Raw genomic sequence first — 24,775 nt, 5'->3', positions numbered from 1 at the left:
GGCCGCGAACCGGCCTCAAACGCTCAGATAGCGCTCCCGGATCGATGCGTCGGCCTTCAGCTCGGCGCTGGTGCCCGTCCAGGCGACCTGCCCCTTTTCCACCACGACGTGATGGTCGGCAAGTGCCTCCAGCGCGTCGACATTCTTGTCGACGACCAGGATCGCCTGCCCCTCGCCTTTCAGGCGGTCGAGACAGGCCCATATCTCGGCGCGGATGAGCGGGGCGAGCCCTTCGGTCGCCTCGTCGAGGATGACAAGCTTGGGATTGGTCATCAGCGCCCGGCCGATGGCCAGCATCTGCTGCTCGCCGCCGGAAAGCTGGTTGCCCATGTTGCCCCGCCGTTCCCTCAAGCGCGGGAAGAACCCGTAGACGCGCTCCAGCGACCAGCCGGGCGTGGCGGCACGACGGTTGGCCGAGGTGGCGACGAGATTCTCCTCCACGGAGAGCGTCGGAAAGATCTGGCGCCCCTCCGGCACCAGGCCGATGCCCGCCTGGGCGATCCGGTAGGCGGGCATGCCGGTCATGTCCTCGCCATCGAAGCGGATACGGCCGGCGGAAGCCGCCATCATTCCCATCAGCGTGCGGATGGTGGTGGTCTTGCCCATGCCGTTGCGACCCATCAGCGTGACGACCTCGCCGGCGCCGACGGAAAGCGTCATGCCGAACAGGACCTGGGCCGCGCCATAGGAGGCTTCCAGCCCCTCGATCTCGAGCAATGCACTCATGCCGCGGCCTCCTCGCCCAGATAGGCCTCGCGCACCCGCGCGCTGGAGCGGATCTCCTCCGGCGTGCCGGTGGCGACGATCTGGCCATAGACCAGCACGGAAATGCGGTCGGCGAGCGCGAAGACGGCGCTCATGTCGTGCTCGACGAGCAGCATGGCGTAGCGTCCCTTCATCGCCTGCAGCACCTCCACCAGCCGGTCGGTCTCCTCCCGCCCCGTGCCGGCCATCGGCTCGTCGAGCAGCAGCAGTTTGGGCTTGCAGGCAATGGCGATGGCAAGCTCCAGAGCCCGCTTTTCGCCATGCGAGAGGATGCCGGCCGGAATGTCGGCGCGCTCCGCCAGGCCGAGTTCGGCAAGGCACTGGCCGGCCCGCTCGTTGAGATCGCGGTCGCGGGAGACATTGCGCAGGAAGCGGAACGAATGGCCGGCCCGGGCCTGCAGGGCCAGGGCGACGTTTTCCCGCGCCGTGAAGGCCGGCAGGATCTCCGTGATCTGGAAGGAGCGGGCAAGACCCGCACGGGCACGGGCATGCATCGGCAAAGCCGTGACATCGCGCCCGTCGAAGCGCACATGCCCGCCATCGGGCCGCAAGGCGCCGGATATCTGCCCGATCAGGGTCGTCTTGCCTGCGCCGTTCGGACCGATCACGGCGTGGATCTCGCCGGGCAGCACGTCGATCGAGACGTGATCGGTCACCTTGAGGGCGCCATAGGCCTTGGTCAGGTCGTCGAGCTGGAGGATCGGCTCAGTCATTCTTGCGGCCTCCCGGGATCAGCGCCATCAGCCCGCCCTTGCCGAACAGCACGACGAGGACGAGGAAGGGTCCGAAGATCAGCCGCCAATGCTCTGTGACATGGGACAGCAGCTCCTCGAGCACGAGGAAACTGGCCGCGCCGATGATCGAGCCGGCGAGCGAGCCGAGACCGCCGAGCACGACCATGACGATGAGTTCGCCCGAGCGGTGCCAGGTCATGTAGGCCGGCGAGACGAACTCGGCGGCGTTGGCGAGCAGCGCCCCGGCAAGGCCCGCCATCATGCCGGCAATCACATAGGCGACAAGCCGGTACCAGTAGGGATCGATGCCGATGGCGCGCAGCCGCATCTCGCTCTGCTTGGCGCCCTGCAGCACCCGGCCGAAGCGCGAGGCGACGATCATGCGGGCAAGGACATAGCAGAAGATCAGCACACCGAGCACCACGTAGTAGAAGGTGGTGCGATCGGAGAGCATGCCGGAGCCGAGGATTTCCGTGCGGCCCCACATGGTCAGCCCGTCATCGCCGCCATAGGCGGACAGCGACGTCGCCGTGTAGTAGGCCATCTGGCCGAAGGCCAGCGTGATCATGATGAAGTAGACGCCGCGCGTCTTCAGGCAGATCGCGCCGGTGACCGCGGCGAAAAGGCCGCAGACGAGCAACGTCACCGGCAGCGATATCGTCACGTCCCAGTAGCCGTGCTCGGCCAGGATCGCGACCGAATAGGCGCCAAGGCCAAGATAGGCGGCATGGCCGAAGCTGACCAGCGCGCCGAAGCCGAGGATCAGCGACAGGCTGACGGCGGCAATGGCGAAGACCATGACGCGGATGGCGAAGAACACCATGAACGTGTCTTCGAGACCGGCGGCCAGAACCGGCAGCAGGGCGAAGAGCGCAAAGGCCGTGAGCGCGATCAGCGTCTCGCGCGTCCAGCGCCGCGAGGCCGCCACGGGAGCCGTCGCCATCCCGGCCGGGGCCTCAACGGGCGCCTGCGGGGACGTCTGGGGAGGAGTTTTCGGGGGGATCGTTGTCATTGCCGCCTCACCCGCCACGCGCCGGGAACAGCCCCGAGGGGCGGAAGAACAAGACAGCGGCCATCAGCACGTAGATCAGCATCGAGGCGATGGCCGGTCCCACGTCATTGGCCGCCGAGGGCGAAAGGGCAAGCTTGGCGATGTCCGTCGCGAAGCCGCGTCCCAGCGTGTCGACAAGGCCGACGATGAGGGCCGCCAGGAAGGCGCCGCGGATCGACCCGATGCCGCCGATGACGATGACGACGAACGCAAGGATCAGCAGGTTGTCGCCCATGCCCGGCTCGACCACCAGGATCGGCGCGGCGAGAATGCCGGCGAAACCGGCGAGCATCGCACCGAAACCGAAGACCAGCATGAACAGGCGGCGAATGTCGACGCCGAGTGCCGCCACCATGGGCGCGTTGGTGGCCCCTGCCCGCACCAGCATGCCGACCCTTGTCTTGCTGACCAGTACGTAGAGCAGCACGGCAACGGCAAGGCCGGCGACGATCAGCGCGATGCGGTAGACGGGATAGAGCAGCCCGTCCATCAGCTCGAACGAGCCGTCGAGCACCTCGGGCATCGGCAGGGTCAGCGGCGTCGAACCCCAGATCGCCTTCACCGCCTCGTTGAGGAACAGGATGATGCCGAAAGTGGCGAGCACCTGGTCGAGATGGTCCCGGTCGTAAAGGTGTCGGAAGACCAGCACCTCCAGCAGCAGGCCTATGACGAGCGCGCCGGCAAGGCCGAGCACGAGGGCACCCCAGAAGGTGCCGGTCACGGCATAGGCGGCGACCGCCAGATAGGCGCCGAGCATGTACTGGACGCCATGCGCCAGGTTGATGAAATCCATGACGCCGAAGACCAGCGTCAGGCCGGCGGCGATCAGGAACAGCAGGATGCCGAGTTGCAGGCCGTTCAGCGTCTGGACGGCAAAAAGGGTGGCGCTCAACGGACCGGCCTCGTCGGTTGCGCAAGCTTTGCGATGGGGGCGTGATCGGGCGAAACCCGCCGGCCCCTTTGCGGGTGCCGGCGGGCGGGCAGCATCAGTTCATCGAGCACTCGCCGACATAGGCGTCGACCTTGTCGTCGAAGACCTTCTCGACCGTTTCGGTGACATACTTGCCGTCGGCGCGCTTCACCGCCTTCACCACATACACGTCCTGGATCGGGAAGTGATTGGTGTTGAACTTGAAGTCGCCGCGCACGCTGTCGAAGGGCGCGTCCTTGAGGGCGGCCATCAGCTTGGCCTTGTCGGCCTTGCCGCCGGCCTGCGTCAGCGCGCCGTCGATGAGACGTGCCGCGTCGTAGCCCTGCGAGGCGTAGATCGACGGGGCATAGCCGTATTCCGCCTCGAAGGCTGCGACGAAGGCCTTGTTGGCCTCGTTGTCGATGTTCGGCGCCCACTGTGCACCCGACAGAAGGCCAAGGGCCGTGTCCTGGGTCGCCGGCAGGGTCGTCTCGTCGACGGTGAAGGCGGACAGGAACGGCACGCTGCCGGACAGGCCGGCCTGGGCGTACTGCTTGACCAGGTTCACGCCCATGCCGCCGGGCATGAAGACGAACACGGCATCCGGCTTGGCGGCGGCGATCTTGGTCAGCTCCGAGGAAAAGTCGAGCTGGCCGAGCTTGGTGTAGATCTCGTCCACGACCTCGCCCTTGAAGTGACGCTTGAAGCCGGCGAGCGAGTCCTTGCCGGCCTGGTAGTTCGGCGCCATGATGATCATGCGCTTGTAGCCGGCGTCCTCGGCGTATTTGCCCATCGCCTCGTGGTTCTGGTCATTCTGGTAGGACGTGGTGAAGAAGTAGGGCGAGCAGGCCTTGCCGGCGATCGGCGAGGGACCGGCATTGCCGCCGACGAAGATCGTCTCGCTGTCGATGATCGGCTTGTAGGCCGCCATCATCACGTTGGAGAAGACGATGCCGGCCATCATGTCGACCTGGTCGCGCTCCAGCAGGCCGCGCACCTTGGTCAGGGCGACATCCGGCTTCAGCTCGTCATCGACGACCAGCACCTCGGTGTCGAGACCGCCGAGCTTGCCGCCGGCCTGCTTGACGCCAAGCAGGAAACCGTCGCGCATGTGGACGCCAAGCGATGCCGGCGGACCGGACAAGGTGGCGAGGAAACCGATCTTCAGGCTGTCCGCCTGCGCGGCCATGCCGGAAAGGCCGAAAGCCGCCGCGGCCAGTGCCGCCGTTACCATACGCTTCATTGCATTCTCCCCTCAGGACCGCCCGCGCCCGGTCTTGTCGCCCGGCACGCGCATCTGGATAGTTTGACTTGTCGTTGTCGCAGCGCCGTGCGGCGCTGCCCCGCTCTCCCGGCGGCCAGGAAATAGTTTAAGCCTAAAATATTTCCTCTGTGAAGCCCCGTCATGCAGCCTCGCCCAAGTTAAGCATGCGGAAAGCGGAAACCGAATAGGTTCAATGGCGTTTTCTGGCACGCGCTCGCATCGACGGTGCGGTGCCGGGCGAGGAGCGCGCGGAAACGGGAGACTGGCAGGATGCGAAAGGCTTTCCCCCGCGGCCTGAGAGCCGCGACCCTTGTCCTCGCGGCCCTCGCCTTCGCGACTCCGGCGGCCGGCCCCGCCGGTGCGGATTCGGGCCCCGAGCCGGCGCCTGCCGAGGAGGCCTGCGCCCGGGTGGCGGCGCGGCATGCGGACGAAGTCACGCCGCGCGGACCCGACGGCGACGAAGTCGCTGCGGCGGCGATCGAGGGCGCCGTGATCGGCGGGCTGGGCGGCCGCGACCGGCGCGGCACCGGCTGGAGTGCGGGCGGAGCCGAACGCGGTGCGCGCCTTGGCGGCGGACTTGCGGCTCTTGACGGCATAGACCGGGTCGACCCAGCCCGCTGGCAGGCCGCCTTCGACAGGGGCTTTGCCGCCTGCATGGCCGGAGCCCCGTTGCCATCGACATTGCGAGAGCGCTGCCGTTCCGGCGGTGCGGTCACCGGATCGGGCCATGGCGGGCGTTACGGCGCCTCATCGAGGCGCGACTGCCGCTGAAACTCCGGCGCCGGTCCTTCACCCGGCGCGAAGGCAAGCGGGGGACCGTCGATTTCCCGCAGCAGCTTGCGCTTCATCGCCCTTGCATAGTCCCCGAAACCGCGCGCCACCTCGACAAAGGCGCCTGGCCCGCGAATGACGCGGTCGCCGTAGTAGCGCACCGGATCGGGATCGTCGCCGGCAATGGCAAGCCCGTTGACGGTGATCGCCGAATAGTCGAAGGCGCGGTAGGCGCTCTCGGGCGGAAACCCCTCGTTGTTGATGCCATCGCCCGCCATGTCGACAACGCGGCGGGCACAATCGCGCGGAGCGCGGCCGTGATGGATCGCGGCATAGCCCAGCGCATAGCCGAGCGCCGTCGGGTAGCGATGATGACTGCGCGGGGTGCCCTCGAGCCTGTCGGCGAAACGGGTGATTTCCTCGGGCGTTTCAAGCCAGGTCCAGTCCGCCTGCACGACCTGCTGCTCGCGTCCGCTCCACTCGAAGGCGCTGGCCAGCAGGCCGCCGGTGGCCCGGATCGCGGCGGCAACCTGCGGATCGCGAAAGGCCTCCGCAAGGCCGCGACGCTGCAGTTCGTATTCGCTGTCGTCGACGCTGGAGGAGACGTCGATGGCAAGCACCAGCGCCAGCGGGCAGGCATTTGCCGCAGGTGCCGCGAGCGGCGCGAGCGACAGTGCCGCAATTGCCGCGGCGACGGAGCGCGAGGAGGTCGTGGCCCTTGTGTCCATCCTTGGGAGTGTATGGCATCCAGCGCGCAGGACAATGGTGGCCGGTCAGTGCATCGAGAACGCGCGGCCTGAAACCCGCCCGTCAATGCCTGCCGGTCTCGATCCCGATGCCGACAAGCCTGCGCAGCAGCGCCTCGAGCGGGCCCTGTCCGACCAGCTTCAGCCAGATGAAGGCGAACACCACCTGGGCGAGGTTGATGGCGAAGGCGATGCCCAGCAACTGGTGGTGCTCCAGCGTGCCGAACAGACCAAGGCCCACCCCGTAGAACAGGGCAACACAGATCACCGTCTGACCGACATAGGTGGTGAGCGGTATCCGCCCCACCGCCGTGAACGGCATCAACAGCGTCCGTGAGACCCGGCCGCGCGCCAGCAGGTTGGCGAGCCCGATCAGGCCCAGGCACAGGAGCAGCCGCCGCAGATTGTAGAGATAGGCATCGGCCGAGCCGATCGACCATTCGGAATAGCCCGGCACGGCGGTTGCCCCGTGGATGAGAAAGCCGAGAACCAGTCCGCCCGCAAGACCGATGACGGCCATCACCGCGTATTGCCCGCTCGTCCAGCGCCCGGAAAAGGCACCGAGGCGAAACAGCGCCATGCCGAAGAACATCATCGCGCCGACGTCGAGCACATGATCGGTGAAGAACAGGGTCGTCTGTTCCTGGAAAGTCTCCAGCGCCAGCGTGCGCACCAGGTCGGTATAACCCGCAAGCCGTTCGTCCATTTCGGCAAGAGCCAGCCGCTCCAGCTCCTCGAACATCGCGACCTCGTCTTCGGTCTCGCTCGTCTCAACCTCGGCGGGCCCTGCAGCGATCGGCGCGGGATCCGCGGGCAACGCATCGCCACCGGGTTGCGCGCCGCCGCTACCTTCAAGGCTTTCCGTCTGGCTGGCATCGAAGGCATCGTTGGAGATCTGGTCGAGCGACCAGCCCGTGCCGTCCTTGAGCGAGGACACGGCGAAGATGGCAAGGCCGATCAGGAGCAGCCGCCGTCCCGACATGTTGCGGAAGGCGAAGAGAAACATGCCCAGTATGCCGTAGACATAAAGGACGTCATGCGGCCAGAGCAGCACGTAGCCATGCACGAGACCAAAGACGACCAGCCACATCAGGCGGCGGAAATAAAGGTCCGCGGCAAGCAGCCCGCCAGGTCGGCGTGCGTAGCGATCAAGCAGCAGCAACGCCGTCGCGCCGAAGATCAGCGAGAACATGCCGCGCATCGTGCCATCGACGAAAATGACGACGTAGAGCCAGGTGGCAACATTGGACACGACGTTCTCGCCCCATTCCTCCGGCAGCGAGAACGCCACCGTCGGCAGGCCGAAGACGAAGATGTTGCGCCAGAGAATGCCGAGCGCCGCGAAACCGCGAAGCGCATCGAGCACGACCAGACGGTCCGACCCGGGCGCGCTGGCAACCCTGTCGGCACTGGCCGGACGGATAGTTTGGTCCACTTTGGTTTTCCGGAAAGGGAGTATCGGACTCACCTTTACGACCGAACATCGAGTCGCACAAGCGTCACGAATGACAGTGGCCGGGGCGCGCGCGGCCCGGCCACCTTCAGCCAAATCGGGACCTGTCGGGCACCCGCGCATCAGCGCGGCATCTTGTCCGGGCACCCGCGCATCAGCGCGGTGCCATGCGGATCGAACCGTCGAGGCGGATCGTCTCGCCATTGAGCATCGGATTCTCGCAGATCGAGGCGACGAGGCTGGCATATTCTTCCGGCTTGCCGAGGCGCGAGGGGAACGGCACCTGCTGGCCGAGCGAATCCTGCACCTCCTGCGACAGGCCGAGCAGCATCGGCGTCTCGAACAGGCCCGGCGCGATCGTCATCACGCGAATGCCGGATTTCGACAGGTCGCGGGCGATCGGCAGGGTCGAGGCGGCAACGCCCCCCTTGGAGGCGGCATAGGCGACCTGGCCGATCTGGCCGTCAAAGGCGGCGACCGAGGCTGTGGACACGATCACGCCGCGCTCGCCGTCCGCCGTGACCGGCTCCAGCGCCGACATGGCGGTCGAGGCATGCGCGATGCAACGGAAGGTGCCGACGAGATTGACCGCGATCACCTTCTCGAACATGTCCATCGGGTGCGGCTCGCCGCGCGAGGTGGTCTTGGCGACCGGCGCGATGCCGGCGCAATTGACAAGGATGCGCTCCACGCCGAAATGCGCGCGTGCCGCGGCAAAGCCCTTTTCGACACTGTCATTGCTGGTCACGTCGACGGCAACGAAAGCTCCGCCGATCTCCGCGGCGACCGCCTCGCCCTGCTCCACGTTCATGTCGAACAGCGTGACCTTGACCCCGGCCGATGCAAGACGGCGCGCCGTTGCAGCGCCAAGTCCGGATGCCCCGCCGGTAACGACGGCGGAAAGACCTTCCCCAAGCTTCATGTTCACTCCCCGGTTGTGTCGCCGGCGACATTGCACCGCCTGGCAGAATTGGATGGTGGCAAGAGGTGGCAGGAAGGACGGATTTGGTCAAGCATGCATGACCGCGCGCCCGGCGTGCCCGATCACGCAAGCACGACGAGATCGACCGGCGCGGCAAGGCCGGCAACCGCCTGCCCGGGACGCAGCAACGGCGCGCCGCCGTCAAAACCCTGCAGGGTTGCGGCCGCAAGGGTCGCGGCATCGGTCAGGACGGTGGACCCTTGCGTCTTGTTGGCGTCTTCCAGCTTCGCCGCGCGGTTGACCGCATCGCCGATCACGGTGAATTCCAGCCGCCCGGCCGCCCCGACAACGCCGGCGGTTACCGGCCCGAACGAGACGGCCGCGCCCGCACGCAGGTCCTCCGGCCAGCCGAGTGCGGCAAGGTCGGGGCCAAGAGCTGCGAAAACCCCTGGAAACTCCAGACCCGCCCGCAACGCGTCGGCCGCCGCCGTGTCGCTTGACGAGACCGCGCCGAATGTCGCAAGCACCCCGTCGCCGAGGAACTTGTCGACCTGCCCGCCATGGCGGGCGATCACGCCCAGCACCGCTTCCTGGTAACGGGCGAGCACGGCCAACACCGTTGCCGGCGGCAGCGTTTCCGCGATGCGGGTGAAGCCGCGAATGTCGACCACCATCACGGCCGCCTCGCGCAGGCTGCCGCGACCGGCGACCAGTGTCTCGTCGGCATCGGTGATGGAATGGGCGACTTCCGGTGCGAAGAAGCGGCGCAGGTCCTCGGCCGCGGCGTGGTCGCGCACGGAATCGAGGAGCATCCGCCGCCCCCTGTACAGCGCCGCCGAAAGACAGAGCGTCACACCGATGATGACGATGATCTTGTCGAGCTCCGCGCCGATCAGGATCGCGTTGGAGGTGAGATACTCGACATAGTTCCGGGTGATGTACATCTCGCCCATGTCGCGCGTCACCGCATAGGCGACCAGCGCGATCCAGCCGAGCGCGCCGAGGGTACCCGTGATCAGGACGAAGCGCGGATCGAAGCGCAGAGCCCGAAGCGCGATGAACAGGAACAGGTACATCAGCGTCGGCGCCTTCAGGTAGAAGGTCGCGGGCTGCGCGTACTGGATGTGGAAGGAGAAGATCAGCCCGCACAGCAGCGTCACGTCGACGACGATGGAGACGACGAGGTACCAGACCGGCAATTCGAACCGGTAGGACAGCGCGACACGCAGCACGGTGAAGAGGAAATATGCGGCCAGCGCCAGCGGCACGAAGTTGAACCCGTCCGCCCCCTCGGCACGCGGGGCCAGCAAGTAGAGGGCGGCGAAGAACAGCACCATGGCGAGCTGCACCCAGCCGATCAGCCGTTCGGCCTGCGTCTCGCGCGCGGCGATCTCGGCGCGTACCCGCAAGGGAACGCCTGCGGCGGCGCCAGCAGGCAGCCCCGGATCGCCCGCAGGTTCGCGTTCCACTGTCATCGCCCGCATCTCCCTCCGCCGTCCGGCCGGCAGGTCATCAACACACGGCAGGTCCGGCGGAGCGGCAAGTCACGACTTGGCGAGGGCAGCGGACCTTCATCTCACCGCGCCGTGACAGGGAAGCCTCTCCTCAGGGCGTCAGCACCATCCCCTCGCGGCCGACCAGTGCGCCGGGATGTCGGGCGGCGGCCTGCTCGGCGATCGCGTCGAGCGCGTCGTCGTCGCGACGCGGATCGTGGTGGAACAGCACCGGACGGGCGACCCCGGCCTCAAGCGCCAGTTCCACGCCCTTTTGCCACGTGGAATGGCCCCAGCCCGTGAAACGCGGATATTCCTCGTCGGTGAACATCGCATCGTAGATCATCACGTCGGCGCCCTCGACGAAGCGGCGCACCGCCCGGTCGATTTCCGGATCGCCATGCTCGTGGTCGGTGATGATGCAGATCGACTTGCCCCCATGCTCCAGCCGATAGCCGGTGGCGCCGCCCGGATGATTGAGGGCGACCGTGCTGATCGCGATCTCGCCGTCGCGCTGAAGTGGGCCGCCGGGGCGGAAGTTGGCGAAGGAGACGGCGCGCAGGTTGTTGGCGGCGACCGGAAAGATCGGCGGCGACATGATCCGGCAGATGATGTCCATCAGGCCGTAGCTGTCGGTGAGGTGCCCGGCCCAGGCCTTGATGGCGAAGCGGTCGTCATAGGCCGGGGTGAAGAAGGGTAGGCCGCAGATGTGGTCGAGATGGGTGTGGGTGAAGAACATGTCGACGGCGCGCGGCGGGCGGCCATGCAATTCGCTGCCGAGGCTGCGGGCTCCCGACCCGCAATCGATCAGCACGATGTCGTCGCCGGCGCGTAGCTCGAAGGACGTGGTTTCGCCGCCGTAGCGCAATGTCGAGGGGCCCGGTGTCGGGGTCGATCCACGCACGCCCCAAAGCTTCAGGGAGAAAGTCACCGATCCGCCATCCCGTTCATGCCGATCCGTCGGATGACTGCAGGGCCACAAGGGCCTGCGTGGTGCGATCCAGGCGCTGCGCGAGCGTGCGCATGACCTCAAGCGACATGTCCGGAAACTCCTTCAGAAGGCTCAGGAAACCATCCTTGGAGATCGTCAGGACGTCCATCTCCGTCGCCGCCACCACAGTGGCCGTGCGTGGAACGTCGCACAGGATCGCGATCTCGCCAACAATCGAATGCTCCCCGACACGTGCGACAGTGCGTTCACTGTCGCCGGTGCGCACCCGGACTTCCGCCTCCCCGCCCAGGATGATGAAGGCGGAATCGCCCTCGTCCCCCTGGTTGCAAAGGTGTTCCTCCGGCGCGAAATGACTTCGGTCGGAAATGAAGGCCAGGAGCCTCAGCTTCGTTGCGTCGATGCCGCGAAACAGCGGCACGCGCCGCAATGCATCGACTTCCGCGTCAAGGGTCACATGTCCTCCTTCGGGAAGCGTGCGGCCGGTAGGGGCGCGTGCGGTTCCTCGTTCGACTGCAGGGTGTCCGGTGCCATCGTCCGGGTCATTGCTCGCTCTCCCCGTCCGCCGCCAGGCGTCCCTGCTCCATCACGATACTATGGTCGAATTCCTTCGCCACGATCAAATTCGATGCCCCGAACAACAGCATGCGGCCTTCCAGCTCGCCGCGAACCGCGGCGCGCAAGGCCTTGTCGTCATCGCTGGTGCCGGCCGCCGTCTCGTCGAGAACGGTGACCGGCGCACGCTTCATCAGCGCGCGCACCAGGGCAACCCGGCGGCGCTGGCCGGCGGACAGGCGCGAGCCGGCAACCCCGACATGGAAATCGAGCCCGGCGCGCACGATCGGGCGGCGCAGGTCCATTTCGTCGACAAGAGCGCGGATCAGGCGGTCGATCTGCTCGCGCGCGTCGCGGCGGTCGACGCGCGGACGGCCGAACAACAGGTTGTCCTCGATGCTCATCGGCGCCACGAAGCGCTCCCGGTCGAAGACGACGAAACGCTGCTGCGCGCCGGCCAGGTGCTTGTGGAAAACCGACCGCGCGGCAACGATCTCGCCGCGCATCTCGTCGTCGAGCACGCCGAGGCGGTGACGGGCGGGGATCAGCTTGAACGCAAGTCCGATGAGCCGCTCCCGGTCGGCCGGTGTCAGGCTGCCCTTGCCGGCCTCGGAGCGGGCGAGACGCGTGATCCGCTCGAACTCCGGCAACTCGTCCTGGGTAATGAAGGAATAGTCGCCAAGCAGCCCCGAATCGCCGCTGACATTGGCAAACAGCTCGACCATCGTCGCGGCGATCTTCTGGCCGATCCCGACCAGCCTGTCGTAGAGCCTGGTCTCCTTCAGCGCCGCCAGAACGTCGGCATCTCCGGCCAGCGTGTCGATGCCGACGGCCGGGTCTGAAGGGGCCGCGAACAGCAGGTTTTCCGCGACGCTGGCGGAATTGTTGAAACGGTCGATGTGCCACAGCTCGACCATCGCCGCCAGTCGGCCGTCCCCTTCCACCCGGTCGGCAAGGGCCCGGCGCACGGCAAGCACGCGCTCGGCGAATTCCGGATGCCGGCCGGGATCGATCGGCGATTGCAGCCCCATGCGGAAAACGTCGGCGGCAAGTCCCATCGCCTCGATCAGCTCCAGCGCACGGGCGTCGAGACCGTCCGCGCCCTCGCAGCCGGCCGCGTCCAGGTCCTCCCATTCCGCCTCGATGTCGTAGTCGGGGTTCTGTGTGGCGCGGGCCTCGGCGAGCCGTCGGGCGTGCTCGTTCTTCGCCTCGCCCTCCCGCTCGGGGGCGCGCAAGGGGCGATGGCGCAGGCCGTAGAGCACGTTGTCGCGCACGGTGCCGGTCCACACATGCACGGACGAACCGACATAGGCGATCTGGCGTCCAAGCACCGCCTCGCTCAGCGTGTCGAGATTGCGCCCGCCGATCTCGACACGGCCGCTGGTCGCACCGATAAGACCGGCGGCCAGTTGCAACACCTCGGAGCGACCGGAGCCGTCGACCCCGATCACCGCCACATGCGTGCCCTCCTCCACCTTCAGGGACACCTCGAAGACCTCCTGCCCCGCGGCGCCGCCGGAGAAACTCGCATTGCGCATGACAAGATCGCCGGCAAGCGGATCGCCGTCGCCGTCGTCGGTCAGGCGCGCCACGGGATAGATGTCGGCCGGATCGAAATTCTCGACCACGGTCTGGTACTTGACGTCGACGTCGGCGACCATCTGGTAGTAGGCGAGCAGTTCCTTCCAGGGGCCGGCAAGGTCCTTGTAGGCGGCGATCACCGCCAGCAGCGCGCCGAGCGACAGATTCCCCTCGATGACCAGCCAGCCGCCGATCAGGTAGAACAGGAAGGGCGTCAACTGGTTCATGAAGTTGTTGAGAAACTTTATGAAATACTTCCAGTTGAAGATCTTGAAGCGGATCTTGTAATTGGTGTAAAGCCGCTCGGAGAGATCCGCGGAATGCCACGCGGAGGCGTCATTGGCGTGGATCTCGGCAACCCCGCCGATGCTCTCGCCGATCTTGTCGGCGATGACGCGGACATTGCGCACGCGCTTGCGCGACAGCACCACCACCTTCCGCTGCAGCTTCGGGATGATGTAGGCCTGCATCGGATAGGAGGAGATCGCGGCAAGCCCCAGCAGCGGGTCCTGCATGAAGATGAAGCCGATCTGCACGACCAGCATGCCGCCCTGATAGGCCGGAAGGGCCACCGCCTCGCCGATGAAACCGCCGACATCCTCCACTTCCGAGGTAATCATCGGAATGATCTCGCCGGAACTCACCTTCTTGAAATGCGGCAGGCGGAACCGCAGCACCCGCTGGAAGAGCTCGAAGCGCAGGCGCCGCAGCATGCGCTCGCCAAGCCGGCCCTTGTAGACATTCAGCGCCAGCTTGATGCCGTTCGAGGCTACGACGAGGCCGAGGAAGGTCAGGCACAGCAGCACAAGATAGGAGATCTGGTCGAATTCGACCGAGGCGACCTCGCGCGGAAAGTTCTCGCCCTGGATCGCGTCATTGACGATCAGCTTGGGCAATTCCAGCAGCGCATAGGTCACCGGATAGGCAATCACCGTGATCAAGAGGATCACGAGTTGCTGTCTTGCGCTGTAGCGCCAGATGAAACTGAAAAGGCTTTTTTCCATCGTCGGTCGCGTTATGAGGTCGCGGGCCTGTTTCACCATCCGGCGTCTAGGTTCGCGGCATCATAGCGCAGAGACGGCAAACCGCCAGCCGGAACGCACATCCGCTTGAAGGCCGATATCATCTCTCCCCCGAGGATCCACATGCGCATGTGCGACCCACCCGCCTCTTGCGCCCGGCCGGCACGGCGGCTAGAGAATGGTAATTACTGGGGATGCGTGGTCGTGCGTCAGGGCGGGTACGCTGACCGAATGGGTAGGCATGATCAATAGCTCCCCGAAAGTGCTGATCTACAGCCACGATTCCTTTGGCCTCGGCCACCTGCGCAGGTGCCGCACGATTGCGCACGCGCTGACCCGCCGATTCTCCGACATGTCGGTGCTGATCCTGTCGGGCTCGCCGATCATCGGCAGCTTCGAATTCCGCTCGCGCGTCGACTTCGTGCGCATTCCCGGCGTGATCAAGCTTCGCAACGGCGAGTACACGCCATTGTCGCTGTCGCTCAATATCGAGCACATCCTGGCGATCCGCTCCTCGATCATCGAGCACACGGCCAAGGTGTTCGACCCGGACATCCTGATCGTCGACAAGGAGCCGCTCGGCCTTCGCGGCGAAATCCTGGGCACGCTGGAGATGCTCAAGCAACGGGGCAACACGCGGCTCATCCTCGGCCTGCGCGACGTGATGGACGATCCGGCGGTGCTGCGCGAGGAGTGGACCCGCAAGAATGTCGACCCGGCGCTGGATGCCCTTTACGACGAGATCTGGGTCTACGGTCCTCCGGACCTGCATGATCCGCTGGAAGGCATGGGGCTGCCGGCCTCGGTGCATGCGAAGTCCGTGAACACGGGCTATCTGCGCCGCGACGTTCCGGAAGACGCGCGCATCACCGAGCCCCTGCCCTTCGACGACGAGCCCTATATCCTGGTGACGCCGGGCGGCGGCGGCGACGGCGTGGAGATGGTCGACTGGGTGATGCGGGCCTACGAGTCGCGGGCCCAGCCCCTGTTCCCGGCCCTGATCGTGCTCGGCCCGTTCATGCCGGCCCAGGCAACGGCGGACTTCCAGGCCCGCGCCGAGCATCTGCGCGATGTTCACATATTGCGCTTCCTGCCGACCATCGAGCCCTACATGGCCGGAGCCAAGGCGATCGTCGGCATGGGCGGCTACAACACCTTCTGCGAGATCCTGTCCTTCGACAAGCCGACGCTGCTGGTGCCGCGCGTCGTGCCGCGACGCGAGCAGTCGATCCGCGCGGAGCGGGCGGAAACCATCGGTCTTCTCAAGGTCCTGCCGATCGATGATTATCCCGATGTCGACAAGATGATCGACGCGCTGGCCGAACTGCCCTGGCTGGAGCCCCCCTCCACCGCCGGCATCGACAACCTGCTCGGCGGCCTCGACGTGATCGGCGACAGGGTCGAGCGCATCCTTGCCGACCGCCCAGCGGTTTCCCGTCCACTGACCGCCGCCAGCGCCGTCTGAGGCACGTCCTTCCTCGTTCAACCGGTATCCGTGAATGTCTCGCATCGCCGTCGTCGTCAAAGGCTATCCGCGCCTTTCCGAGACCTTCATCGCGCAGGAGATGCTGGGGCTGGAGCGGCGCGGCATCGCCCAGCTGATCGTCGCGCTGCGCCGTCCCTACGATCCGTTCATCCACGAGGTGCACCGGCAGATTTCCGCCGACGTGCTCTACCTGCCCGAATACATCAAGGATGATCCGGCGCGCGTCGCCCAGGCCCGGCGATGGGCCGAAAAACAACCGACTTTCGCTGCCGCGCGCGCATTGTACGAGGCCGATTTCGCCCGCGAACACAATGCCAACCGGCAACGGCGCTGGGGACAGGCCTGCGTGCTGGCGCATGAACTTCCCCAAGACGTCACCTGGATCCATACCCACTACCTGCACACGCCCTGCTCGGTGGCGCGCTACGCCGCCCATCTGTCCGGGCGCAAGTGGTCCTTCTCGGCCCATGCCAAGGACATCTGGACGAGCCCGGACTGGGACCTGCGCACCAAGCTCGACGACGCCACCTGGGGTGTCACCTGCACCCGCGTCAATGCCGAGCACCTGAAGTCGCTGGCAGCCGATCCAACGAAGATCGAACTCGTCTATCACGGCCTCGACTTCTCCCCCTTCCCGCAGCGCAAGGCACACGGACAGGGTGACGGCGGCGCCAATGGGCAGGTTCGGCTCCTCTCCGTCGGCAGGGCGGTGGAGAAGAAGGGCTATGACGATCTCCTGGCCGCGCTTGCCCGCCTGCCGGAAGGGCTCGACTGGCATTTCGAGCATATCGGCGGCGGCGAACAGGGCAGCCGGCTGAAGGACCTGGCCGAAGGCCTCGGCCTTTCCGGCCGCATCACCTGGCACGGGGCGAAACCGCGCGGGGACGTGATCGCGGCCGCTGCGCGCGCCGACCTCTTCGTGCTCGCCTCCAAGGTGGCGAAATCCGGCGACCGCGACGGCCTGCCCAACGTGCTGATGGAGGCGCAGGCCATGGGCCTTTGCTGCCTGGCCACCAATGTCTCGGCGATCCCCGAGCTGGTCCGGGACGGGGAGACCGGCGTGCTGGTGCCGCCCGGCGATCCGCACGCGCTGGCCAGGGCGTTGGCCGCGCTGATTGGCGACCCGGCACGGCGGGCGCGTCTTGGCGCTGCCGCAAGCCTGGATGTGCGGGCGCGGTTTTCCGCCGACCCCGGCATCGATCTTCTGGCACAGCGCTTCGCCAAGGTGCTTTGACGGGAAGGTTCGGCCCATGCGCATCGCCTTCACCGCGCCGATGAAACCGCTCGACGACCCGGTCCCCTCCGGCGACCGGACCATGGGACGCCTGATCGTCAGGGGACTTGAGCAGGCCGGCCACGAGGTGCGGGTCGCAAGCCGGTTCCGTGCCTGGCGGGCGGAAGGCGGTATCGACGCGCAGCGCGCCGTCGAACGCGAAGCCCTCCGGGAGGCCGAGGCTGTCGCCCGCCAATGGGAGGCGGAAGGCTACCGGCCGGACCTCTTCCTCACCTATCACCTCTATCACAAGGCACCGGACTGGATCGGACCGGCGCTTGCCGACCGCCTCGCCCTGCCCTATGCGGTGATCGAGGCGAGCCGCGCGCCGAAGCGGCAGGCTGGCGCGTGGGAGCATGGTTTCGCCGCCGCCGATGCCGCCCTTCACCGCGCCGACATGGTCGCCGCCCTGCACCGGGCCGACCGGGAATGCCTCGCCGAGGTCGTGCCGGATGCGCGGCTGACCGTGCTTGCGCCCTTCCTCGACGAACGGCCCTTCATCGACGCACCGCGCATCCCGCCGCATGCCGACGCGTCTCCCCGGCTGCTGGCCGCCGGAATGATGCGAGAGGGCGCCAAGATGGCCTCCTACCGGCTGCTTGCCGAGGCGCTCGGCAAACTGGACGGCCGCCCCTTCGTCCTGACCATTGCCGGTGACGGACCTGGCCGGGCCGAGGTCGAGGCACTGTTTGCCCGCCACGGCGCCCGCTTCACCGGTGCGCTGACACCGGAGGAAATGCCGGCGCTCTACGCTGCCCATGACATTCTCGTCTGGCCGGCGATCCGCGAGGCCTTCGGCTTCGTCTTCCTGGAGGCGCAGGCGGCGGGACTTGCGATTGTCGGCGGCGACACGTTCGGCGTTCCCGATGTCGTCGCCGAGGGGGTGAGCGGGTTACTTGCGCCCGAAGGCGATGTCGAAGCCTTCGCCGCGGCCCTTGCCCGCCTGCTGGACACACCCGGCCTTTCGGCCCGCATGGGTGCCGCCGCGCGCGCCCATGTCCTCTCCCGTCACGGGCTGGCGGCCGGCGCGAGGCGGCTCGACGCCTTTCTCTCGCATGCCTTGCGCAACTTCGCGGCCCGCGCTACCGCTTCGCCGCAATGACCCGATCCGCCTTCATCCATGTCCAGCACCTGCTCGGCACCGGCCATGTGTTTCGCGCCGCCGCGATCGGCCGGGCGCTCGCCGCGCGCGGGACCGAGGTGACGCTCGCCACCGGCAACACGCTGCCGCCTCTGCTCGATACGCAGGGCCTGAACATTGTCGAACTGCCGCCCGTCAGGGCGCTTGATGCCCGCTTCAAGACCTTCCTCACACCGCAAGGAACGGAGATCGACGACGCCTGGAAGACATCGCGGCGCGAGGCGACGCTCAAGGCCTTCGCGGCGCGCGATTTCGACCTGCTTCTGACGGAGACCTGGCCCTTCGGCCGCCGGCCGTTCGCCTTCGAGATGGAGCCGCTTGTCGCGGCGGCGCGGGCACGCCCTCGCCCGCCTCTCGTTGCCGCCTCGATCCGCGACATCCTGGTGCGCAAGCAGGAGACCTGGAAGGAGGAGGAGATGGCGACCCGGGCGTTGGCCGCCTATGACATCGTCCTCGTCCATTCCGATCCGGAATTCGTGAAACTGGAGGACAGCTTCCCCTTCGCGGACCGCATCGCCCACCTGCTGCGCTACACGGGCTTTGCCGAGACCGGCGCCAGCGTTGCCGCGTCCGAAGGCCGCGACGGCCAGGACGAGGTGATCGTCTCCTGCGGCGGCGGCGCCGTCGGGGCGGATCTCCTGGCCGCCGCGATCCCGGCGCGTGCCCTGTCGCGGCGTGCCGGCGACTGCACCTGGCGACTGCTCGCCGGCCACGACATCGACCAGGAAACCTTCAACCGGCTCGCGGCCGAGGCAGGCGACGGCGTCGTCGTCGAGCGCGCCCGGCGCGATTTCACCGCGCTCCTGTCGCGTGCCCGGCTTTCCGTCAGCCAGGCCGGCTACAACACGGTGCTCGACATCCTGCGCGCCGGGGTGCCGTCCGTCCTGGTTCCCTTCGCCCAGATAAAGGAAACGGAACAGCAGCAGCGCGCCGACGCGCTCGCCCGCCACGGCCGCGCCGTCTCGATCCCGGAGAAAACGCTGACGCCGGAAGGACTGGCGGCGGCGGCCGACGAGGCGCTCGCCCTGCCGCGCCGGCAGATCGAGGTGAGGTTCGGCGGTGCGGAGCGGGCAGCCGGGCTCCTCGCCGAAGCGCTGGAGGCGCGCGGATGAGCAGCACCGCCGACACCCACGCCGAATTCAGCACCTGGCGCGACGACCTGACCCGCCATCTCGACTGGTTCGCCGAACGCGGTCTTTTCGTTCCCGTCTGGTGGCGCGACGACGACGCCGTGGAGCCGAGTCCGGCACTCGAGCGGTTGCTTGCCATCGCCAATGCGCACGGGGTCGAGGTGGCGCTTGCCGTCATCCCGAAGGACGCGACGCCGGCGTTGGCGGACAGGCTCGCCGGCGAGCGCTTCGCCTGCGTCCTGCAGCACGGCTACGAGCACCGCAACTTCCAGGACAAGGCGCGCGGCGAGAAGGCGGCGGAGCTAGGCCGGCGGCGCGACCCGGACGAAGCGCTGGCCTTGGTCGCAAACGGGCGCGAGCGGCTGGCGGGGCTTTTCGGGACGCGTTTCGTGCCTGTCATGGTGCCGCCCTGGAACCGCATCGCGCCGCGCATCTCGTCGCGGCTCGGCGAGGCCGGCCTTGTCGGGCTTTCGACCTTCACCCAGTTCCATCCGCGCGCGCTCCCCCACGTGCAGACCCATATCGACATGATCAAGTGGAAGAAGGAGCGGCGTTTCATCGGCTGGCAGTCGGCACGCCTGCGCTTCGATTTCCATCTGGCACGGCGGCGTAACAACCCGGACGAACCGCTCGGCATCCTCTCGCATCACCTGGCGCAGGACGAGGCCTCGTTCGATTTCCTGGACAGGACCTTCGGGCTTCTCGCCGCGCATCCCGGCGCCCGCTTCGCGCGGATCGCCGATCTGCTGCCGCCATCCCGGCCGGTACAGGCGGGTTGAGCCGTCAGGCCGCGGGCTTCAACAACCGCAGCCGCCAGGTGACGTTCTTCTTGTCGGAAGTCAGGCGGTAGTCGTCGAGCACGTCCCAGTCGGGACCGTCGGTTGCTTCCCACAACCGCGCGATCAGCCGGTTGGCGCCGGACTCAAGCCGCTTGGGCGAATACATCGACACGGCGATGACGCCGCCAGGCGCCAGGAAGGGCACGTAGCGGGCGACCGCTGCGGCCGGATCGTCGGAGAAATGCAGCACCTCGTTGAAGACGATGGCGGAGAAGGTCTCGCCCTTCTCGGGTGCGAATGTGTGCAGGTCGCCGGCGCGCAGCGATGCGATTTGCGGATCGACATCGGCAATGCCGAGCGCGGCCGGGGCGAGATCGACGCCCACATAGCGCTGGATGCCCATCGGCTGCAGGCGCTCGTAGAGCAATCCTTCGCCGCAGCCGATGTCGAGCACATTGTCCAGCGAGCCGTTCAGCGCCAGCCACATGCCGATGATGCCATACCGTCCGCTCTCGGGCAGGTCGCGCAGGAACGACCAGCGCCCGCGCCGGTATTCCTCGTCCCATCCGTCGGCGGTCGATGCGTTCTTGGACATGCTCGTCTTCCTGTTGGGCTTCAGTCGCCGCAGCTCGTGCTGCAGTGCGCCATCACTTATACGGGTCGGCAGCGTCACGCAAACCGTCTCCCAGGAAGTTGAAGGCCAGAACAACGACGATAATGGGGACGACCGGTGCCATCAGCCAAGGATAAACGACGACGACGGAGATATCCTGCGCCTCGTTGAGCAAAACGCCCCAGGAAACGGCCGGCCGGCGCAGGCCGAGATTGAGATAGGAGAGCGCCGTCTCGCCAAGGATCATCGCCGGGATGGACAGCGAGGCCGAGGCGATGATGTGGCTGGTGAAGCCGGGCAGAAGATGCTTGCGGATCACCCGCGAGGGGCTTGCGCCCATCAGCAGCGCCGCCTTGGCATATTCCTCCTCGCGCAGCGCCATCAGCTTGGAGCGCACCGCACGGGCCAGCCCGGGCCAATCGAGCAGGCCGAGGATGACGGTGATGCCGAGATAGATCCACACCGGCGACCAGGTAACCGGAAGGGCGGCCGAAAGCGCCATCCACAGAGGCAGTTCGGGCAGCGAACGAAGGATCTCGATCACCCGCTGGATGGCGCTGTCGATGAACCCGCCGAAGAAGCCCGCGATCCCGCCGAAAAAAAGGCCGAGCACGATGGAGATGGTCACGCCGACGAGGCCCACGGTCAGCGACAGGCGCGCGCCGTAGATCAGTCCGGAGAGAACGTCGCGCCCCAGCCGGTCCGTTCCAAGCAGATAGAGCGTGCCGCCCTCGGCCGGGCAGACGAGATGGAAGCGCGCGTCGAACAGCCCCCAGAACCGGTATTTCGAGCCCGAACAGAAGAAGCGCAGCGGCTGCACGTCCTGCCGGTCCTCGGCATAGACCCAGCGAACCGTCTCCAGGTCGATGCTGGCCTTCGAACCGTAGACGAACGGCCCGACGAAGGAGCCCTCATGGAACAGGCGCAGCGTCTGCGGCGGGGCGTAGAGGTGGTCGTTGGAGCGTTCGTTGGGCGAATAGGGCGCGATCAGCTCGGCGAACGGCACGCAGAGATAGAACAGGATGAGAATGACGCCGGACCACACGGCGACCCGGTGGCGGCGGAACTTCCACCACATGATCTGCCACTGGGAGGCCTGGTAGTAGCGCTCCTGCTCCGGCGACAGCGTTTCCGCCTGGGCCGGGTTGAAGGCTTCCGGATTGACGTAGTGAGCGGTTTCCTCGCGCATGCTCATGACACGGCCTTTCCGCCGAGGCGAATGCGCGGGTCGAGCACCGCCAGCAACAGGTCGGAGACCAGCATGCCGATCAGCGTCAGGATCGCGACGAAGAGGAGGATGAAGCCGGCGAGGAACTGGTCCTGCGACTGCAGGGCGTTGAGCAGAACTGGCCCGACGGTGGGCAGGTTGAGCACCACCGAAACGATGACCGAGCCGGAGACGAGCGAGGGGATCAGGTTGCCGATATCGGCGATGAACGGGTTGAGCGCCATGCGCAGCGGATACTTGACCAGCAGGCGCGCCTCGCGCAGGCCCTTGGCCCGCGCCGTCGTCACATATTGCTTGTGCAGCTCATCGAGCAGATTGGCCCGCAACCGCCGGATCATCGCCGCGGTGCCCGCCGTACCGATGACGACGGTGGGCACGATCAGGTGCGCCAGGATCGACAGCGCCTTCGCCACGCTCCAGGGCTGGCCGATATATTCCGGCGCCATCAGCCCGCCAACCGACAGGCCAAACCAGAGATTGGCGAAATAGAGCATGATCAGGCCGAGCAGGAAGTTCGGCGTCGCGAGCCCGATATAACCGATGAAGGTGAAGCCGTAGTCGCCCCAGGAATATTGCCTCGTGGCCGAATAGATGCCGATCGGGAAGGAGACGATATAGACGAAGAGGATGGTCGCCGTGTTGAGCACGATGGTCAGCGGAAGGGTCGGGCCGACCACCTCGGAGACCGGCTTCTCGTATTCGAACGACCAGCCCCAGTTGCCCTGCAGCAATCCGTCCAGCCCGTGAACGCCGGGCCACAGGCCGATCCAGATCAGGTAACGCTCCAGGAAGGGGCGGTCGAGCGCGAACTCGGCGCGCAGGAACTCCAGCTTGGCGATGGACGCACTCTCGCCGGCGGCGCGCAGCGCGGCGATCTGGTTGGAGATGTAGTCGCCGGCCGGCAGTTCGATGATGACGAAGATAAGCAGGCTGATCACGAACAGCGTCGGGATCATCGTCAGCACCCGGCGCGCAATGTAGTAGAGCATCAAGCGGTCCCCCAGCACCGCGCAGCGCCCACGCGCCGCGCCGCGCACTCATTTCCTGTAGAATTCATCCATCCGGTGAATGCCGAAATGTGCCCCGGGATCCCAGCCGTAGATCCCCTCTTCCGGCACGTTGCCCAGGTTCTTCACCACCACCGGCTGGCGAACCTCCGACACCAGCCCGATATGGATCGTCTCCTGCGCATGAATGCGCAGGATCTCGTGCCAGATCTCGGTGCGCTCCTCGTGCGAGGTCGAGGCAAGCCAGGCCTCGTAAAGCTCGATCAGGCGCACCGCCGGCGCCCATTCGGGCTTCTCGCCGGTCTGCCCGTCGGTCTCGTACCAGTTGCCCCAGCGCGCCCAGGACAGGAAGTCGCCGCGCACCGGCACGAAGTCCTCCGGCGTCATTTCCGAGGTCGGGATGCCGTTCTCGAACCCCGACCACACGGCCATCACCATCAGGCCGGACAAGGCGCGCTCGCGCATGATGTCGCGCTGGCTCGGCTTGGGAAACAGCTTGACGCCGATCTCCCGCCAGGTCTCGCCGACCAGTTCGAGCGCATCGAGCTCCTCCTGGCTCTCGCCGGTGGCCTCGACGATGATCTCAAGCGGCCGCCCGTCGGGCAAAAGACGCACGCCGTCGCCGCGCCGCTCGGTCAGGCCCATCTCGTCGAGCAGTTCGTTCGCCCTGTCCGGGTCGAAGCCCGCATACATGTCGCGATACTCGGGACGGAAGAGAGGGCTGCGCGAGAGCACCGTGTCGTTGCCGGCGGTGCCGAAGCCCAGATAAAGCACCTTGTTGATCATCACCCGGTCGATGCCCAGAGACAGGGCATGGCGGAAGCGCGTGTCCTGCATCACCTTGCGCCAGACCGGATCGGCAACGGTCAGGTTGGGCAGCAGCGAGATCTGCGAGCCCTTGCTGATCGGCCACAGATAGGTGTCGAAGCGGCCCGCCTTCTCGCCCTGCTTGAGGATTGTGATGTCGGAAAAGCCGATGTTGCGCGCCTGCAGGTCCGCCTCGCCCGCCTGGGTCTTGGCCGGAATGATCTTGCCGTCGGCAACCGTCATCACGACGCTGTCGACATAGGGGAGTTGCTGGCCCGCCTTGTCGACGCGGTGATAGTAGGGATTGCGGTGCAGGACGAAGCGACGCTCGCTGTCATCGGCGAGCCGCACCCAGGGCTGCAGGCTCGGCAGGTCCGGATTGCGGGCGTCGTACATGTCGTCCATCTTGTTGAAGAGCGCCGCCCAGCTCCTCAGCTTCTTGGCCTCCGCCAGCTTGCCGATCTTCTCCATGTCGCCGTAGCGGGCATGGTACTGCTTCAGGTAATGCGCCGGCCGGTAGATGAAGGGCGGGCGGGACTTGGCCAGTTCCGGCTTGAACAGCGGGTTGGGCTCGTCCCAGCTGAAGCGGACCGTGGTCTCGTCGATGACCTCGAAGAGCGGCGGCTGGCCGCCGGCCAGCATGAATTGCGGCAGGCCGGAGGGCTGCAGCTCGTCATTCAGCGCGACGTCCTCGTACCAGAAGCGGATGTCCTCGGAGGTGAACGGGTGGCCATCGGACCACTTGTGCCCCTTGCGCAGGACCAGCGTGAAGACCCGGCCGTCCTCCTCGATGAAGTCCTTGAGGATGTCGGGCCTCAGCTCGAGCTCCTCGTCGTAGCCGACCAGCCGGGCATAGCCCCAGACATTGATCAGGCGGACATCGCGCGAGCGGCCGATCAGGGTGTCGATCTGGCCGCCGGGCTTGCCGATCTGGCGACCGCGCGCGGCAAGGTCGACGACCAGCGGCTCGTGCGGCACGCGCTCGGCCACCGGCGGCAGGTCGACGCCGACGCGGTCGGCGAGCGAGGGCGTTTCCTTGAGCGTCATCGCCGCCGCCGGAACCGCCGCCAGCGCCACCAGCGCGACAAGGACGGC

General features: G+C 66.8%; 22 protein-coding genes. 6 read left to right on the top strand and 16 right to left on the bottom strand.

All coding sequences use genetic code 11. The features are described from left to right. Positions 1–15 precede the first annotated feature (15 nt). The 5 genes from RBB46_RS14210 to RBB46_RS14190 form a co-directional block, all read right to left on the bottom strand. On the bottom strand, positions 16–726 hold the full coding sequence (locus RBB46_RS14210) for an ABC transporter ATP-binding protein (protein WP_306029668.1): 711 nt from the start codon (positions 724–726) through the stop codon (positions 16–18). Continuing rightward, positions 723–1,478 carry an ABC transporter ATP-binding protein gene (locus RBB46_RS14205; protein WP_306029667.1) on the bottom strand — a complete coding sequence of 252 codons (756 nt, stop codon included), beginning with the start codon at positions 1,476–1,478 and terminating at the stop codon, positions 723–725. Before RBB46_RS14205 ends, RBB46_RS14210 begins: the two co-directional genes overlap by 4 nt. Beyond that, the gene (locus RBB46_RS14200; protein ID WP_306029665.1) at positions 1,471–2,442 is read right to left on the bottom strand and encodes a branched-chain amino acid ABC transporter permease; all 972 of its coding nucleotides are present in this window, start codon (positions 2,440–2,442) and stop codon (positions 1,471–1,473) included. The genes RBB46_RS14205 and RBB46_RS14200 overlap by 8 nt, the downstream gene beginning before the upstream one ends. A gap of 76 nt (positions 2,443–2,518) precedes the next feature. Then, positions 2,519–3,442 (bottom strand): branched-chain amino acid ABC transporter permease, encoded by a 924-nt coding sequence (locus tag RBB46_RS14195; RefSeq protein ID WP_306029664.1) that lies wholly within the window; start codon positions 3,440–3,442, stop codon positions 2,519–2,521. 94 nt (positions 3,443–3,536) lie between these two features. Continuing rightward, complete coding sequence (locus RBB46_RS14190) at positions 3,537–4,703, bottom strand: ABC transporter substrate-binding protein (RefSeq protein WP_306029663.1); 1,167 nt, start codon at positions 4,701–4,703, stop codon at positions 3,537–3,539. Positions 4,704–4,994: 291 nt separating this feature from the next. Here RBB46_RS14190 and RBB46_RS14185 point away from each other — a divergent pair, with 291 nt between their 5' ends. Further along, positions 4,995–5,495, top strand: a complete 501-nt coding sequence (locus RBB46_RS14185) for a hypothetical protein (RefSeq protein ID WP_306029662.1) — start codon at positions 4,995–4,997, stop codon at positions 5,493–5,495. Here the strand turns inward: RBB46_RS14185 and RBB46_RS14180 are convergent. From RBB46_RS14180 to RBB46_RS14150, 7 genes are all read right to left on the bottom strand, one after another. Next, positions 5,462–6,223, bottom strand: a complete 762-nt coding sequence (locus tag RBB46_RS14180; RefSeq protein ID WP_306029661.1) for a DUF1194 domain-containing protein — start codon at positions 6,221–6,223, stop codon at positions 5,462–5,464. The genes RBB46_RS14185 and RBB46_RS14180 overlap by 34 nt on opposite strands. 82 nt (positions 6,224–6,305) lie before the next feature. Further along, positions 6,306–7,676, bottom strand: coding sequence for a DUF418 domain-containing protein (locus RBB46_RS14175; protein WP_306029660.1), 1,371 nt, complete (start codon positions 7,674–7,676; stop codon positions 6,306–6,308). Between the two features lie 172 nt (positions 7,677–7,848). After that, positions 7,849–8,616, bottom strand: a complete 768-nt coding sequence (locus tag RBB46_RS14170) for an SDR family NAD(P)-dependent oxidoreductase (RefSeq protein ID WP_306029659.1) — start codon at positions 8,614–8,616, stop codon at positions 7,849–7,851. Between the two features lie 122 nt (positions 8,617–8,738). Further along, complete coding sequence (locus RBB46_RS14165) at positions 8,739–10,091, bottom strand: adenylate/guanylate cyclase domain-containing protein (protein WP_306029658.1); 1,353 nt, start codon at positions 10,089–10,091, stop codon at positions 8,739–8,741. Between the two features lie 130 nt (positions 10,092–10,221). Next, a complete protein-coding gene (locus tag RBB46_RS14160; protein WP_306029657.1) occupies positions 10,222–11,040 on the bottom strand; it encodes an MBL fold metallo-hydrolase in 819 nt (272 codons plus the stop codon). Positions 11,041–11,056: 16 nt separating this feature from the next. Beyond that, positions 11,057–11,515 carry a cyclic nucleotide-binding domain-containing protein gene (locus RBB46_RS14155; protein ID WP_306029656.1) on the bottom strand — a complete coding sequence of 153 codons (459 nt, stop codon included), beginning with the start codon at positions 11,513–11,515 and terminating at the stop codon, positions 11,057–11,059. 85 nt (positions 11,516–11,600) lie between these two features. Then, the gene (locus tag RBB46_RS14150; protein WP_306029655.1) at positions 11,601–14,198 is read right to left on the bottom strand and encodes an ATP-binding cassette domain-containing protein; all 2,598 of its coding nucleotides are present in this window, start codon (positions 14,196–14,198) and stop codon (positions 11,601–11,603) included. Between the two features lie 259 nt (positions 14,199–14,457). Here RBB46_RS14150 and RBB46_RS14145 point away from each other — a divergent pair, with 259 nt between their 5' ends. From RBB46_RS14145 to RBB46_RS14125, 5 genes are read left to right on the top strand one after another with little or no spacing between them, the layout of a single operon-like run. Next, positions 14,458–15,681 carry a glycosyltransferase family protein gene (locus RBB46_RS14145; RefSeq protein ID WP_306029654.1) on the top strand — a complete coding sequence of 408 codons (1,224 nt, stop codon included), beginning with the start codon at positions 14,458–14,460 and terminating at the stop codon, positions 15,679–15,681. Positions 15,682–15,715: 34 nt separating this feature from the next. Then, entirely contained in the window at positions 15,716–16,936 is a 1,221-nt protein-coding gene (locus RBB46_RS14140) for a glycosyltransferase family 4 protein (RefSeq protein ID WP_306029653.1), read from the top strand. 16 nt (positions 16,937–16,952) lie between these two features. After that, the gene (locus tag RBB46_RS14135; protein WP_306029652.1) at positions 16,953–18,077 is read left to right on the top strand and encodes a glycosyltransferase family 4 protein; all 1,125 of its coding nucleotides are present in this window, start codon (positions 16,953–16,955) and stop codon (positions 18,075–18,077) included. Beyond that, on the top strand, positions 18,074–19,228 hold the full coding sequence (locus RBB46_RS14130) for a glycosyltransferase family protein (RefSeq protein ID WP_306029651.1): 1,155 nt from the start codon (positions 18,074–18,076) through the stop codon (positions 19,226–19,228). Before RBB46_RS14135 ends, RBB46_RS14130 begins: the two co-directional genes overlap by 4 nt. Next, positions 19,225–20,025, top strand: coding sequence for a polysaccharide deacetylase family protein (locus RBB46_RS14125; protein ID WP_306029649.1), 801 nt, complete (start codon positions 19,225–19,227; stop codon positions 20,023–20,025). Before RBB46_RS14130 ends, RBB46_RS14125 begins: the two co-directional genes overlap by 4 nt. A 4-nt stretch (positions 20,026–20,029) precedes the next feature. On the opposite strand, the gene RBB46_RS14120 is transcribed toward RBB46_RS14125, so the two are convergent. From RBB46_RS14120 to RBB46_RS14105, 4 genes are read right to left on the bottom strand one after another with little or no spacing between them, the layout of a single operon-like run. Continuing rightward, positions 20,030–20,620, bottom strand: coding sequence for a trans-aconitate 2-methyltransferase (locus RBB46_RS14120; RefSeq protein WP_306029648.1), 591 nt, complete (start codon positions 20,618–20,620; stop codon positions 20,030–20,032). Between the two features lie 52 nt (positions 20,621–20,672). Continuing rightward, positions 20,673–21,833: an ABC transporter permease gene (locus tag RBB46_RS14115; protein WP_306029647.1), complete on the bottom strand. Its 1,161-nt coding sequence runs from the start codon at positions 21,831–21,833 to the stop codon at positions 20,673–20,675. Next, positions 21,830–22,855 carry an ABC transporter permease gene (locus RBB46_RS14110; protein WP_306029646.1) on the bottom strand — a complete coding sequence of 342 codons (1,026 nt, stop codon included), beginning with the start codon at positions 22,853–22,855 and terminating at the stop codon, positions 21,830–21,832. Before RBB46_RS14110 ends, RBB46_RS14115 begins: the two co-directional genes overlap by 4 nt. Before the next feature lie 48 nt (positions 22,856–22,903). Beyond that, positions 22,904–24,727: an ABC transporter substrate-binding protein gene (locus RBB46_RS14105; protein WP_306029758.1), complete on the bottom strand. Its 1,824-nt coding sequence runs from the start codon at positions 24,725–24,727 to the stop codon at positions 22,904–22,906. Between the last annotated feature and the right edge of the window lie 48 nt (positions 24,728–24,775).

This window comes from Stappia sp. MMSF_3263, assembly GCF_030733745.1.
In the GTDB taxonomy this organism is placed as follows: domain Bacteria; phylum Pseudomonadota; class Alphaproteobacteria; order Rhizobiales; family Stappiaceae; genus Stappia.
The sequence above is the reverse complement of the archived record's forward strand: the minus strand, read 5'-3'. Positions and strand labels throughout refer to the sequence as shown.

Bases quoted from the DNA above. Each gene is read 5' to 3' on its own strand.
- RBB46_RS14210 (WP_306029668.1), bottom strand. From the start codon at position 726: ATGAGTGCATTGCTCGAGATCGAGGGGCTGGAAGCCTCCTATGGCGCG.
- RBB46_RS14205 (WP_306029667.1), bottom strand. From the start codon at position 1,478: ATGACTGAGCCGATCCTCCAGCTCGACGACCTGACCAAGGCCTATGGC.
- RBB46_RS14200 (WP_306029665.1), bottom strand. From the start codon at position 2,442: ATGGCGACGGCTCCCGTGGCGGCCTCGCGGCGCTGGACGCGCGAGACG.
- RBB46_RS14190 (WP_306029663.1), bottom strand. From the start codon at position 4,703: ATGAAGCGTATGGTAACGGCGGCACTGGCCGCGGCGGCTTTCGGCCTT.
- RBB46_RS14185 (WP_306029662.1), top strand. From the start codon at position 4,995: ATGCGAAAGGCTTTCCCCCGCGGCCTGAGAGCCGCGACCCTTGTCCTC.
- RBB46_RS14180 (WP_306029661.1), bottom strand. From the start codon at position 6,223: ATGGACACAAGGGCCACGACCTCCTCGCGCTCCGTCGCCGCGGCAATT.
- RBB46_RS14170 (WP_306029659.1), bottom strand. From the start codon at position 8,616: ATGAAGCTTGGGGAAGGTCTTTCCGCCGTCGTTACCGGCGGGGCATCC.
- RBB46_RS14165 (WP_306029658.1), bottom strand. From the start codon at position 10,091: ATGACAGTGGAACGCGAACCTGCGGGCGATCCGGGGCTGCCTGCTGGC.
- RBB46_RS14150 (WP_306029655.1), bottom strand. From the start codon at position 14,198: ATGGAAAAAAGCCTTTTCAGTTTCATCTGGCGCTACAGCGCAAGACAG.
- RBB46_RS14145 (WP_306029654.1), top strand. From the start codon at position 14,458: ATGATCAATAGCTCCCCGAAAGTGCTGATCTACAGCCACGATTCCTTT.
- RBB46_RS14140 (WP_306029653.1), top strand. From the start codon at position 15,716: ATGTCTCGCATCGCCGTCGTCGTCAAAGGCTATCCGCGCCTTTCCGAG.
- RBB46_RS14135 (WP_306029652.1), top strand. From the start codon at position 16,953: ATGCGCATCGCCTTCACCGCGCCGATGAAACCGCTCGACGACCCGGTC.
- RBB46_RS14130 (WP_306029651.1), top strand. From the start codon at position 18,074: ATGACCCGATCCGCCTTCATCCATGTCCAGCACCTGCTCGGCACCGGC.
- RBB46_RS14125 (WP_306029649.1), top strand. From the start codon at position 19,225: ATGAGCAGCACCGCCGACACCCACGCCGAATTCAGCACCTGGCGCGAC.
- RBB46_RS14120 (WP_306029648.1), bottom strand. From the start codon at position 20,620: ATGTCCAAGAACGCATCGACCGCCGACGGATGGGACGAGGAATACCGG.
- RBB46_RS14115 (WP_306029647.1), bottom strand. From the start codon at position 21,833: ATGAGCATGCGCGAGGAAACCGCTCACTACGTCAATCCGGAAGCCTTC.
- RBB46_RS14110 (WP_306029646.1), bottom strand. From the start codon at position 22,855: ATGCTCTACTACATTGCGCGCCGGGTGCTGACGATGATCCCGACGCTG.
- RBB46_RS14105 (WP_306029758.1), bottom strand. From the start codon at position 24,727: ATGACGCTCAAGGAAACGCCCTCGCTCGCCGACCGCGTCGGCGTCGAC.